Consider the following 12,362-nt stretch of genomic DNA (forward strand, 5'->3'; position numbering starts at 1 on the left):
GTCAGGCCGGTCGCGCGGGGATGTAGAGGATGTTCAGATCGCACAGATTCGTCCCGGTGTTACCGGTGAAGACTGCGTCGCCGATCGCCGCCAGAGCCTCATGGGTGGCGTGGGTGCGTAGTGCTTCACGGAGATTCACTCCGCATTGTTCGGCGCGTGCCAAGCTCGTCGAGTCGCACAAGCCGCCGGCTGCTGCGGTGGTTCCGTCGGTGCCCTCGGAATCGAGCGAGATCATTGCTGCACCGGTAGTTTCCGTGGCGGCGAGTGCGAAGCCGGCCACCAGTTCATGACCCGGCCCGCCGTGCCCACTGATGACGCTGTTGTCCGGAATGTGGGTGGTGGTCTCACCGGCTGCGATCAGGACGCAGGGCGGTGCAATGGGGTTTCCGCTGGCTTGCGCTTCGCGGGCGATGGAGGCGAAGAAGGTTCCGGCATCGCTGCTCTCGCCTTCGAGGAACGAGCTCACGATCATTGCCGGCAGACCCATCTGCTCGGCGATTTCCTTGGCGTACAGGCACGAGTCAGGAAGCGTGTTCAGGAGGAAATAGGTGTTGTCCGGAAACGCCTTCGGTGTCTCTTCTTCTTCGCCTGCAGACTGGAGATAGTCGACGATCGAGCGGGGTAACCGATCCGCGAGGTCATAATTTTCGATGACAGCTCTGGCATCAGCGAGCGTCGTCTTGTCTGGGCCGATCGGTGTGGACGCGTAGTCGGCATAGGGTTCGGCTATGTCGCCTGACGGTGGATTGCCCACTGCGTCGGAGATGCCGAAACCGATCAGCTCAGCTCCGGTCTGGGCGATACGTTGAGCGAGACGGCCGCCGTTGGTCTGTGAGATGTGTCGGCGGATGGCGTTGATCTCGTAGATCCCTGCGCCGCTCTTGAGTAGGACGTCGGTGGCACACATCTCGTCTTGCAGCGTGATTCCTCTGATCGGACAGCTCATCAGCGCCGACGATCCACCGGAGATGACGGCGATGAACAGGTCCTCAGGGCCGGCCTGATCAGCGAGCGCGAGGATCTCCAGGGCGGCTTTGTGGCCGCTGTCGTCGGGAATCGGATGGCCGCCGACGTGAACATCGGTGCGTTGAAATCGATCGCTGTCCTCGGCGATCTTGACAATTGCGATGCCGCGGGTGAGACGGTCGCCGAGGATCTCGTCGATCGCCATTGCCATGTGGTTGCAGGCCTTGCCTGCGCCTATCAGGTAGACGTTTTTCTTGGTCGAAAGGTCCCAGCTGCGGGTGCCGATGGTGAGAACGTCGCCGTCGAGGCGCGTGATTTCCTTGATTCGGTGGTAGGCGTCCAACCGGGTCAGAACCCGGTCAGCGATGGTCAGGACGATGGATCGCGATTCGTTGTCTCCCAACTGAACGAGTGCGTCGAAGTTCTTGATCTTGTTCGCGCCGGTGGTCTCCGGGCGTCCGGTGATGGTCATTCCGCGTACGGTTCGTCCCACAGCGCAAGCGCTGTCCCGACGCCCTTGGCCAGAGCCGTCTGGTAGGTTTCGAAGCCCCAGCCGAGGTCGAATACCGACATCCCGCAGGCGACGAACACGGTGCGTTGACCGTCGATTTCACGTTGCGCGGCAGGTGCTTGCAGCAACGTGCCGAGGTCTGTGAAATCCTCCAGCGCCGGTAGCTTTCCGTCGTCGATGAGGCGGTAGAGCGGGCCGCCGATGACACCGTCATAGGCGGCGTGTTTGTCGGGGGAGGCGACAGCTTCTTCGACGTAGGCCTCGTGCAGCGCCACGTGATCAAGCACGATCCGGTTGTCCAACCAGAACGCATCATCGGCGCAGATGGGTCCGGAAATCAGAACCGTTGCGCCCGTTGCGAGCCAGTCGTTGTGGATGACGAGAGGTTTCACACGTGAGGCAGCGACGGTGATGACTTCGGTGCCGTCGAGTGCTGTCTGCAGGTCATTTTCGACCACGGCCTCGACGCCCAGGTTCTGCCGCGCCCAGTCGGCCAGCTTCTCAGCGGCTGCCACGACAAGGTCGTAGCAGTACACGCGCTCGAGGTTGGGCAGTTGACTGGCGATCGCCTTCAGGCAGGCGCGGTTGATCGGTCCGCAACCCAGTACTGCCGCCGAACGTGCTGTGGTGCTTGCGAGATGCCGTGTTGCGACGCCGGGGACCGCACCGGTTCGCGCGGAGCTCAGCAGGTTGGCCGACATGAGGCATAGCGGCTCGCCTGTCTGCTTGTCGTTGAGCATCAGCGTCAGGACCGATCTGGGCAGCCCCTTCTCGGTGTTGGCGTGATTGGAGCCATACCACTTGTTGCCGCAGATATCGAAGCGGCCTCCGAGGTAGCCCGGCATGGCCACGAAACGCCGGTCCGGCCCGGCCAGCGGCATGTTCGGGAATGGGCTGGACTGCGGGAACACGACGCCCATTCCGTGGCTGTTGTGGTTGGGTCCGCCCATCAGATAGTCGCCTCGGGCGAGAAGCCCGAACACCTCTTCGCATACATCGACGCAGCGGGCGACGTCGAGAACTCCGGCGTCGATACAGTCCGGTTCGGAGAGGAACAGAAATTCGGTGCGCGCACCCATGGAGACTCCTGCGATATGCGGCCGGGAACTCAATCAAGCCGATTGACAGCGGTTTTCGAGCCAAGCGCATCTGGCGAGCTCGAGTGAATCAACCTTCGCATCCGGTCAATGATCGGTCTAGCGATAGATTTCGCCTTATAGTGTTCGAAATATCCGATTGATTGGAGGTGCCGATGCTCAATCTGCACCGCATGCGGTTGCTCGTCGAACTCAACAGGCGCGGCACCCTGGCGCGGGTGGCACAGGCACTCTCGTTCAGCACATCGACGGTCAGTCAGCAACTCGGTCAACTGGAAACCGAGGCGGGTGTTCGACTCATCGAACCGGTGGGTCGAGGCGTGCGATTGACCGCGGCCGGCCACATCCTGGTCGAACATGCCGAGCGAATCCTCCAACAGGTCGACCGCGCCGAAGCTGCGCTCGCGGCAACACACTCTGAGATCGTCGGTGTGGTCAAGGTGGCGACCTTCCAGACGGCGGCTATCTCACTGATCCCAGACGTGTTGCACGTCATGGGAGAACGCCATCCGAAGTTGACGGTCTACCTGTCCGAGATCCAGCCGGACTCCGGGAGCGCGGCACTGTTGGCCCGCGAGTTCGACCTGGTGCTCGGTGAGCAGTATCCGGGGTACGAGTCGCCGCCGCCCGTCGGTATCGACCGAAGCTGGCTGCTGAGTGATGCGTTGCGTTTGTATGTCAGCCCGCGGCTGCAAGGAGGTGTAGCGCGACCGGAGTTGCCAGACTTCGCGGACCTGCCGTGGGTGCTCGAGCCCAGAGGGAAACCCGCGCGTGCTTGGGTGGAATCCGCTTGCCGGGCAGCTGGGTTCGAACCAGCTGTCAGATACGAGTCTGCGGACTTACTGGTCCACGCACGACTTGCAGAGACTGGACACGCGGTTGCCGTCCTGCCTGATCTTGTCTGGGAGACACGCCAGCCCCGAACTGAACTCGTCGATCTACCGGGTCGGCCCAGCCGTCAGGTCTACACCGCCGTACGCACGGGGGCCGAGACTCGTCCAGTGCTTGTGGAGTTGCGCAGCGTGCTGGCGGCTGTCGCGCGCGGAGCGCCACGCGCGTCGGCACCGACGGAGCTGCGGGGACAGCAGTGACAGGCGGCGTCAGGTGGTGCGGGCCGGGTGTCTACGACAAACCTCTGGTGATTGGGCGGCAAAGTCTAGCGCCGAGATCTGCGGGGCCGCGTCCGGAGAGCCCGTCACTTTACGTTGTGTCCTCTGCGGCCGGCACGAATGTGACACTTCGCCGATATGGCCAGAGCCGGGCGCGATGCACGCTTGGGCGGTACGGACCGAAGCATGCGGATCGGCTTGCCGACCGGCGGGGACCGTGCGCGAATGCAGACCCCGAGGCTGGATCCGAAGTGCAGAGGAGCGTTATGTCGAAGAACAGGTGGGCCAACTTGTCGATGGCCTATATCGCGTTGGTGGGTGCTTTCCTTCCTTACATTGGGTGGAGCCCCAGCCTTTCTGAGATCAGTGAGGGCCTGTCACTCAGCTACTCGCAGGCCGGCAGCATCTCCTCAGTCACTGGCCTGGTCGCTGGTGTGATGATCGTGATCGGCGGAGTGATCGCCTCCCGGTTGGGGCCCAAGCGGGTCATCTTGGCGGGTCTGGCAGCCGGCGTGGTGGGGCAGTTGGTCTTCGCGGCGGCCGAGAGCATCGAACTGCTGATGGTCGGCAGGGTGTTCGCAGGACTGTCGGTGGGGTTCCTCTGGGTGGCCACCTACACGATGGCCGCGGATTGGTTCCGGAACGACCGGCAGACTGGCCGCGCGCTCGGGGTCATGATGTCCGGCGACGGTGTGGGCGCCCTGCTCAGTCTGTTCGCCTTCGCCGCGGTACTGACTGCCTTCGGCTGGCGTCTCGGGCTGGTCGTGCAAGCGGTGTTCTTGGTGGTGGTTTTGATTCTGGTCGCCGTCGTATCGAGGAACGCCCCTTCCGCCGGTAAAGACTCGGCGCAACCTAACGACGCATTCGAGAGCACTCTCAAGGCATCCACCACCGATGGAACGGTTCGCGCCATTGCGAACCGAAACGTGCTCTCGGCCGTAATCTTCTGGATCGGTGGTGTCGGCCTGTTCTCAGTCGTCGCAAGCTGGATGCCGGCAATCCTCGTCGAGGACGCCGGGATGTCCGAGTCGCTCGCCGGCTTCCTCACGTCGCTGTTCTCGATTGCCGGTATGGCGGCCGCTTTCGGGGTGCCGCTGATCGCCGAGAGGCTGGGCAACAAGAAGCCCGTCATACTCGGAGCGGGTGTGCTGAGCGCCGCCGCGATTGCCGCGTTGACGGCGTTTCTGGCGACCGACAACTACGTGTGGGTGGCGATCTGCATACCGGTCATGGGTCTGGGCATCTATGGTGGCGAGCCGTTGACTCTGGCCGAGGCGGTCGAATCGGTCAGTGCCAAGCATGCCGGCATCGTGACCGGCGTCATCCTCGGCGTCCCGTGGATCGTCAGCGGGTTCGCCTACCCGTACGTCCTCGGAGTCGTCAAGGATGCAACGGGCAGCTTCGTCAACGGGTTCATCGCACTGACCATCGCGACCGTGGCGCTGTGCGCCATCTCTCCGCTGTTCATCAAGGCGAACAAGACAACACATACCGGAGACAAACTGCACGGTGCGAGCTCTGCGCTGGCTTAGCACGCTTTATCGAGCACTCGAACACGTTCCCATGGACCTGGACCGTCGCCCTGGTCGCCGAGTTCTTCGGCAGCGCAGCCGAGAACGACGGGAGGAGTGGTGGCCGGCAAGCGGCCAGCGGCCATGCGGTAATTGAGCAGGTGCACTATGAAGCAGCCTAATTGACATAATGTGGCTTATCGGTACAAAACGTGTGGTGGCGTGGCGAGGGTGTACTAGCGGCGCGGACGCCCGTCCGATCCGGACACCCGCCCAGGTCCCGCCCGTGCACCTGCGGATCTTCGGCCGGCGTAACCATGGCGCTGGCCTTGAATCCATGACTATGTGACTGCGCGGACAGGACGATCGGCAGTCCGGAAATACCTGACAGCGGCGGACACTCCGCGCCTTCGAGGTCCAGTACAAACCCCTCAATTCGTCACTGTGACCTTATCTAGGTGATGCAGCGTCCCGGATGGGACGATCGACAGTCCAGAACTGTGGCAGCGGCGGACGCTCCGCGCCCTCTAGGTCTAGCATCGAATCATTCAATTTGTCACTGTGACGTTTTGCCGGTGATGCAGCCCGCCACGTGTGAGTTTACGTTTTACTCCTGTTGAGCCTTTCGCGCCGCCGCCAGCGATTGCCGCAGCGCTTCAGTTAGGCGGTCGACGTCGTTATCCGCTGTCGTCCAGTTGGAGAAGGACACGCGTATCGCCGCTCGACCGTGCCATTCGGTTCCCGCGACCCACGCCTCTCCGCTGCGTCGCACGAGTTCTGCTACAAGCCAAGTGCGCTCGTCGCTGTCGTCAGCACGGATCAGGACCTGGTTGAGCACGACGTCGTTGCACACCACAAAGCCGTGCGTGCCCTGGATCATCTGGGCCAGACGGTCGGCATGGTCGCAGCAGCGTTCGATCAGTTGTCGCAGCCCCTCCCTGCCTAGCGAGGCGAGCGCTGCGTAGACGGGTACCGCCCGTGCGCGCCGGGACATCTCGGGCACCGGGACAGCGGGTTCGCGCTCGCTACTCGTGGGCAGATAGCTGGTGTTGGCTCCCAGTGCCGAGCGGGCAGCTTGAGGATCGGCAACGATGGCGAGGCCGCAGTCGTAGGGAACGTTGAGCCACTTGTGCGCGTCTGTCGACCACGAATCGGCCAACTCGACACCTTGAACCAGTGCCGACAGTCGCGGCGATGCGCAAGCCCATAGTCCGAACGCGCCGTCAACGTGAACCCATCCGCCGTGCTCGTGGGTTGCCGCGACGACCTCTGACATCGGATCGCACGCTCCGGAGTTCACGTTGCCGACTTGTGCGCACACGATGGCGGGGTCAGAGTCAGCGGCGAGCGCGTCGGCGAGCGCGTCCGCTCTCATGGCTCCTTGTGCGTCGACTGCCACGCGCTCGACGCGGCGCGCTCCCAAACCGATCATCTGCAACGCCTGCAGCACCGAGGGATGGACCTCATCGCCTACCAGCACGCGAATACGGGGTGCCTGCGCGAGCCCATCGGCCTCGACGTCCCAACCTCGCCGTGCTAACAGCACGTGCCGTGCGGAAAGCAACCCGACGACGTTTCCCGCCGTGGCTCCGGTCACGAAACCCACGGATGCGTCCGTGGGCAGCCCAAGAGCGTCAAGAACCCAGCGCTCGGCTACGGCGTCGATCGCAGCACCCGCCGGCGACGACATCCGGCTGTACGCCGTCTGATCCCAGGTCGATACCAGCCAGTCGGCAGCCAACGCCGCGGGTAGCGTTCCCCCGACGACGAGGCCAAAGTAGCGGGGACCGGCGCACGCAATCGTTGCCGGACCGAGAGTGGCGGCTAACTTCTCGACTACCGAGACCGCATTCGTGCCTTGGTCGGGCAGCGACCCGCTCAGGGCATCAACTACTTCGTCGTAGCTGGTACTCGCCGCGACCGGCCGGTGCGGGAGACCCGCCAGGTATTCCGTCGCCAGTTCCATCGCCCTTGGCAGAGCCGCGTACATGTCGGTTCGAACCGGGGCAGAATTCTGATTCATTAAAACTATCCTTTTGTCCGGCACTATCGCGTCGTTCTGGATTCTGTCCGACTCTCTCTGTTGGTTCTGGACAGACGGCCACGAATCCGTCCAGAACTACGTGAGTGAACCGCCCCGGGGAGTCCGGAGACTTTCTGATTTGAGGACTCAGCTGGCGGCTGGCCTCGTTCGTTGAGCGTAGTAGGCAGCCTCAAGCTCGGCCGGTGGGATGTCGCCGCAGTACCCGTAGAGCCGGCGGTGGTTGAACCAGTCGACCCAGCGGGCGGTCGCTAGCTCGACGTCCTCGATGGTGCGCCAAGGCTTGCCCGGTTTGATCAGTTCGGTCTTGTAGAGGCCGTTGATGGTCTCGGCGAGCGCGTTGTCATAGGAGCTTCCGACCGCACCGACCGACGGCTGAATACCCGCCTCGGCGAGGCGTTCGGTGAACCGGATGGACGTATACTGTGAGCCTCTATCCGTATGGTGGACAACATCTTTCAAATCGATAACACCGTCTCGCTGTCGTGCCCAGATGGCCTGCTCGATCGAGTCGAGCACCATCGTGGTCGCCATCGTCGATGCCACCCGCCAGCCCAGGATCCGGCGGGCATAGGCATCGGTGACAAACGCGACGTAGGCGAACCCCGACCAGGTCGACACATAGGTCAGATCAGCCACCCAGAGCCGATTCGGGGCGACCGGGCCGAAGCGGCGCCCGACCAGATCAGCTGGCCGCACAGCACCCGGATCAGTGATGGTCGTGGCGGTGGCCTTGCCCCGCACCGCACCGGTCAACCCGAGGTCGGCCATCAGCCGCTCCACCGTGCAGCGGGCCACCTCGATGCCCTCGCGGTTGAGCGCCAACCACACCTTGCGCGCCCCATAGACGCCGTAGTTGGCGGCGTGAACACGGTTGACGTGGGCTTTGAGTTCCTCGTCGCGCACCTCGCGGCGAGTGGGCTCCCGCTCGAGATGCTCGTAATAGGTCGAGGGGGCGATCTGCACACCGAGCCCGACGAGCTCGGCGCAGATCGACTGGACACCCCAGCGCAGACCATCAGGGCCATCGCGGCGGCCCTGATGCTCAGCGATGAATCGACAGACTAGTGGTGTGGCCGGTCCAGTTCGGCCGCGAAGAAAGCCGATGCCGTCTTCAAGATAGCGTTGGCTCGCTTGAGTTCGGCGTTCTCCCGGCGCAGCTTCTTGAGCTCAGCGGATTCCTCGGTCGTGGTTCCCGGCCGGGCGCCGGCATCGACCTGGGCCTGGCGCACCCACTTACGCACCGTCTCAGCCGTACCGACCCCCAACAGCCGGGCGACTTCACCCATCGCTGCCCACTCCGACTCGTGCTGATCGCTGATCTCGGCGACCATGCGCACCGCCCGCTCACGCAGCTCCGGCGGATACCTCCTCGACGAACCACCTGACATGACCCCATCCTTCCCAAGAAGTGGAGTCTCCGGACATGCCGGGGTGGTTCAGAGAGTGCCCAGGTAAGCGCATTCCCGATGGCGTGGTCGTGCCCGGATCTTCCAGCTGCGCCGTCATGCGGCGGTTCCCAGCCGGCATAGGCTCGAGCGTGCCCCATCGAGCCCGCGCACACTCGGCTAACCAAGCCGCCGCCATTTCGTAACAGTCACGAATGGCGTGCGCAGATCTTGCTCGGCCAGCCGTGGCCCAGACGTCGCTGTCGACCACGCCGCGCAACGGTCGCCTTGCCGCCCTCGGCATCGGCGCCGGTGGTCTGGTGTTCGCGGTCGCCGCGACTGTGGGCCTGGGCGCTGTCATCGCGTATGCCGGCCCAGTGTTCCTGAGCGCCAAGATCGCGGGTGGTCTCAACTTGGCATACCTCGGTGTCCAGCTCTGGCGCTCGAGTGGCGGCGGGCGATCCGACGCGGATCACACGGCTCCTCCGTCCCGTCGGACATTCGTCACCGCGATGCTTACCCAGCTGAGCAATCCCAAGGCGATCATTGTCTATGGCAGTGTGTTCGCCACAGCCCTTCCGGTGCACCCGGCGCTCTGGCTGCTGTTCGCTCTCCCGCTGACCGTCACCTTCGTCGAGGCCACGTGGTACCTGTTGATAGCGACCGTGATGTCGCGGCCCGGGCCTCGGCGCGCATACTCCCGCGCCGCAAAGACGCTGGACCGCTGCGCGGGGATCATCATGGGTGGCCTCGGGGCCGCTTTCACCGGCGAGGGACTGCGGACCGCCGTGCGCTGAGCTGCCAGTAGCAGCCTCAGGTGGACTGCCGATCTGGCGATTAACGCGTCAGCGGAACAGGCCACAGCTCAGGCGAGTCGCGTAAGGCGGAGATATCTGGCAGCGGCTTTTGAGACAGCGCCCTGGCCTGTTTGGTTGTCATACCGAACGTCCGCAAGAGGTGCTCGGTCACCGAGTCGACGGTCACCTCGGCCTCCCGTTCGGGCCGATCCCGCAGCAACGTCGCCAGGCCGACGAACATGCCGCCGGCAATGGCAAGGGCCAGTTCGGGATCGGTGATCGTGAACCGGCCATGGTCGATCGCGGCACTGATGTCGCGAAGCGCTCGTGGTGACAACCCGCGGTCGGACAGAATGAGCGAGCCACCGCGGCTGAGCAGCAACGCCGCCTCTTGCGGGCGGTAGCGGAACAACCGCCCGCTCAAGCGATAGTTGGCGGCGAAGGCCTCGGCGGGGTCTGAGATATCGCCGGTGAGGCCGTCGAGGATGGCGCCGAGGTCATCGAGCGCATCGGTCAGGGCGGCCTCGAACAACTCCTCCTTGGTGGAGAAGTGATTGTAGAAAGATCCCATTCCCACATCGGCGGCCTGGGTGATCTCCAAGATCGGGACATTCAGTTTGCCTTGCGCGATGAAGCTTTGGGCTGCACGCACCAGAGCCTGACGCGTGCGCAGCTTGCGTCGCTCCAGCCGACTCACCGGCATGTTCGCCGGCCCACCAGCACTGCGCTCGGGCAGATCCATGCCGAGATGGTACCAAGTCGAGTCAATTCTGAGGATTTCGTCAACTGACCTTGACTGACTATTCGATCGCATGTGACGATTTCCTCAGACATTGGAGGAGGAGGTGCCACGTGGCACAGACAGCTACGCCGCGTCGCGACGGGCATCAAGACCTGCACAGTGAACGCGGTGCGTTGCGCGGTGAACACCCTGGCCGGGCCAAAGACCCGATCGTCCGGGTCCAGGACATTGCGTGGCTCGAGTTCGACAAACCCGATCTCATGCGTGCGGAGGCGTTCGCCCGAGCCTTCGGTTTCGGCATCGCCCTTCGTACACCGCAGGAATTGCAGTTGCGGGGCACCACGGCTGGCGTGCCCTGCGTGATCTTGCGGCGCGGTCCGAACACTCGCTTCGCCGGTCTCGCCCTACGGGCCGCCGACGAAGTCGATGTACTGCGCCTGGCCGACAAGACCGGAGCTCCGTTGCGGCCACTCCCTGAATCGCTCGGTGGGGTATCGGTTCAACTCACCGACCCCAGCGGTATGCAGGTCAAGGTCGTCGCCGGGATGCATGAATTGCCGGCTCACCCGACGCAGGCGCCGCAGGTGTTCAACATCGGGCTCGACACCGCACGGATCAACACCACGGTGCGTCCGCCGCGAGTGCCCGCCCGCGTGCAGCGGCTGGGCCACGTCGTGTTGCAGTCCACCACGTACTTGCGAACTCTGAATTGGTATCTCGAAACGTTCGGGATGATCGTCAGTGATTTCCTGTTCTTTCCCGGGCAGCAGGACCGGGGACCTGCGATGAGCTTCATCCGCTGCGACCGAGGTACCGTCCCGGCAGATCACCACACCCTGGCGCTGGCGCTGGGGCCGGCCAATCGGTACGTCCACTCGGCGTACGAGGTCAGCGATCTCGATGCGCTCGCCGCCGGTGGTGAATACCTGCGTGAGCGAGGTTATTACCGCTCCTGGGGCATCGGCCGCCACATCCAGGGCAGTCAGCTGTTCGACTACTGGCGCGATCCGGATGGCTTTCTGGTCGAGCACTTCGCCGACGGCGACATGTTCGACAACACGCTCGAACCCGGCTGGGCGCCGTTCACCGCGTCGGGCTTGGCGCAGTGGGGTCCCCCGGCGACCAAGGATTTCCTCGACGCCAGCCCGCGCGCCGCACGGCACCAGGTGGCTTCGATGCTCACCGCGCTGCGCGGCGACAACGAATTCGACCTCAACCGCCTCGTCGGTCTACTGAAAGTTGCCACACGATGACGATTTCCGTTCTGCGTACCGTCGACGGCTGGTGGGTGCACACCCGTACCGGCGCAGCCAAGATCGCGACGACCGCCTCCAGCACCGGCGAACTCCTCGCCGACCGTGCGGCCATCGAAGCCGCGGCGGCCTCGGGTGGTTCCGTCGCAGTCGACGAACTGACCCTGCTGTCGCCCGTCACTGCTCCGTGCCGGGTGATCGCGCAGATGACCAATTTCGAATCACACGTCCGGGATTCCGGGATGGATCCGAAGACGGTGCCAATGACCTTCTTTCGGAAATCGTCCGCCTCGATCAGCGGTCCGCACGACGACGTCGTTCGTCCCGCGCACGTGACGCTGCTGGACTACGAGATCGAGGTCGGGTTGGTGATCGGCAAGGACGTTCCGGTGGGCACCGCGCTCTCCGACGCCAACCTCGCCGACTACATCGCCGGTCTGACCATCACCAACGACGTGTCCGCGCGCGACATCCAACTGCCCCAAACCCAGTTCTACGAGGCCAAATCCTATCCGACATTCACCCCGGTGGGCCCCGCGCTGGTGCTGCTCGATGCCGCCGAGCTCGCACGGTTCGGAGACCTGCGGCTGCGACTGAGCGTGAGCGGCGAGGAGCGTCAGAACGCCGTCGTCGACGGCGACATGCTGTACCGCCCGCTGCAAGCCCTGCAGTCGCTGACACGCTTCCAAGCCCTCACCGCTGGCGATCTCGTCCTCACCGGAACCCCGGCGGGCACCGCGCTGACCGCCCCGGCCAAACCGATCGAGATGATCGGCAATCTGCTGCCCCCCGCGCTGAAGTGGAAAGCATTCTTCTCCCGGCAGGCGAACAACCCGAAGTACCTGCAGCACGGCGACATCGTCGAAGCTTCGGTCGCCACCGATGACGGCGCACTCGATCTGGGTGCGCAGCGCTGGGCAGTGCGGTACGCATGAGCGGCGATCGCC

Annotated in this window: 10 protein-coding genes; 5 read left to right on the top strand and 5 right to left on the bottom strand. The window is 64.0% G+C overall.

What is annotated here, in order from left to right:
• Window position 1 precedes the first annotated feature (1 nt).
• Both ACN27E_RS05105 and ACN27E_RS05110 read right to left on the bottom strand, forming a co-directional pair.
• Window positions 2-1,438 carry a glycerate kinase type-2 family protein gene (locus tag ACN27E_RS05105; protein ID WP_422747091.1) on the bottom strand — a complete coding sequence of 479 codons (1,437 nt, stop codon included), beginning with the start codon at window positions 1,436-1,438 and terminating at the stop codon, window positions 2-4.
• Window positions 1,435-2,556, bottom strand: a complete 1,122-nt coding sequence (locus ACN27E_RS05110) for a tyramine oxidase subunit B (RefSeq protein WP_422747093.1) — start codon at window positions 2,554-2,556, stop codon at window positions 1,435-1,437. Before ACN27E_RS05110 ends, ACN27E_RS05105 begins: the two co-directional genes overlap by 4 nt.
• Before the next feature lie 173 nt (window positions 2,557-2,729).
• On the opposite strand from ACN27E_RS05110, the gene ACN27E_RS05115 reads away from it, so the two are divergent.
• Together ACN27E_RS05115 and ACN27E_RS05120 are read left to right on the top strand one after the other, a co-directional pair.
• Window positions 2,730-3,665, top strand: a complete 936-nt coding sequence (locus ACN27E_RS05115) for a LysR family transcriptional regulator (RefSeq protein ID WP_422747094.1) — start codon at window positions 2,730-2,732, stop codon at window positions 3,663-3,665.
• Between the two features lie 284 nt (window positions 3,666-3,949).
• Window positions 3,950-5,215 (top strand): MFS transporter, encoded by a 1,266-nt coding sequence (locus ACN27E_RS05120; RefSeq protein WP_422747096.1) that lies wholly within the window; start codon window positions 3,950-3,952, stop codon window positions 5,213-5,215.
• A gap of 586 nt (window positions 5,216-5,801) precedes the next feature.
• On the opposite strand, the gene ACN27E_RS05125 is transcribed toward ACN27E_RS05120, so the two are convergent.
• Together ACN27E_RS05125 and ACN27E_RS05130 are read right to left on the bottom strand one after the other, a co-directional pair.
• The gene (locus tag ACN27E_RS05125; RefSeq protein ID WP_422747098.1) at window positions 5,802-7,217 is read right to left on the bottom strand and encodes a pyridoxal phosphate-dependent decarboxylase family protein; all 1,416 of its coding nucleotides are present in this window, start codon (window positions 7,215-7,217) and stop codon (window positions 5,802-5,804) included.
• A 147-nt stretch (window positions 7,218-7,364) separates the two neighbouring features.
• Window positions 7,365-8,626 (bottom strand): IS3 family transposase gene (locus ACN27E_RS05130; RefSeq protein WP_422747100.1). Its coding sequence is split into 2 segments (ribosomal slippage): window positions 7,365-8,338 and window positions 8,338-8,626, totalling 1,263 coding nucleotides; the frame shifts between segments, so codons are not numbered across the junction.
• A gap of 242 nt (window positions 8,627-8,868) precedes the next feature.
• On the opposite strand from ACN27E_RS05130, the gene ACN27E_RS05135 reads away from it, so the two are divergent.
• Complete coding sequence (locus ACN27E_RS05135) at window positions 8,869-9,420, top strand: LysE family transporter (RefSeq protein ID WP_422747102.1); 552 nt, start codon at window positions 8,869-8,871, stop codon at window positions 9,418-9,420.
• A 40-nt stretch (window positions 9,421-9,460) separates the two neighbouring features.
• On the opposite strand, the gene ACN27E_RS05140 is transcribed toward ACN27E_RS05135, so the two are convergent.
• On the bottom strand, window positions 9,461-10,162 hold the full coding sequence (locus ACN27E_RS05140) for a TetR/AcrR family transcriptional regulator (RefSeq protein ID WP_422747103.1): 702 nt from the start codon (window positions 10,160-10,162) through the stop codon (window positions 9,461-9,463).
• 110 nt (window positions 10,163-10,272) lie between these two features.
• On the opposite strand from ACN27E_RS05140, the gene ACN27E_RS05145 reads away from it, so the two are divergent.
• Together ACN27E_RS05145 and ACN27E_RS05150 are read left to right on the top strand one after the other, a co-directional pair.
• The gene (locus tag ACN27E_RS05145) at window positions 10,273-11,415 is read left to right on the top strand and encodes a VOC family protein (RefSeq protein WP_422747105.1); all 1,143 of its coding nucleotides are present in this window, start codon (window positions 10,273-10,275) and stop codon (window positions 11,413-11,415) included.
• Window positions 11,412-12,350, top strand: a complete 939-nt coding sequence (locus ACN27E_RS05150) for a fumarylacetoacetate hydrolase family protein (RefSeq protein WP_422747107.1) — start codon at window positions 11,412-11,414, stop codon at window positions 12,348-12,350. Before ACN27E_RS05145 ends, ACN27E_RS05150 begins: the two co-directional genes overlap by 4 nt.
• The last annotated feature ends 12 nt before the right edge of the window (window positions 12,351-12,362 follow it).

The organism is Mycobacterium sp. WMMD1722 (assembly GCF_049315205.1).
In the GTDB taxonomy this organism is placed as follows: Bacteria; Actinomycetota; Actinomycetes; order Mycobacteriales; family Mycobacteriaceae; genus Mycobacterium.

Coding starts and splice junctions, on each gene's coding strand:
- ACN27E_RS05105 (WP_422747091.1), bottom strand. CDS start 1,438: ATGACCATCACCGGACGCCCGGAGACCACCGGCGCGAACAAGATCAAG.
- ACN27E_RS05110 (WP_422747093.1), bottom strand. CDS start 2,556: ATGGGTGCGCGCACCGAATTTCTGTTCCTCTCCGAACCGGACTGTATC.
- ACN27E_RS05115 (WP_422747094.1), top strand. CDS start 2,730: ATGCTCAATCTGCACCGCATGCGGTTGCTCGTCGAACTCAACAGGCGC.
- ACN27E_RS05120 (WP_422747096.1), top strand. CDS start 3,950: ATGTCGAAGAACAGGTGGGCCAACTTGTCGATGGCCTATATCGCGTTG.
- ACN27E_RS05125 (WP_422747098.1), bottom strand. CDS start 7,217: ATGAATCAGAATTCTGCCCCGGTTCGAACCGACATGTACGCGGCTCTG.
- ACN27E_RS05140 (WP_422747103.1), bottom strand. CDS start 10,162: ATGGATCTGCCCGAGCGCAGTGCTGGTGGGCCGGCGAACATGCCGGTG.
- ACN27E_RS05150 (WP_422747107.1), top strand. CDS start 11,412: ATGACGATTTCCGTTCTGCGTACCGTCGACGGCTGGTGGGTGCACACC.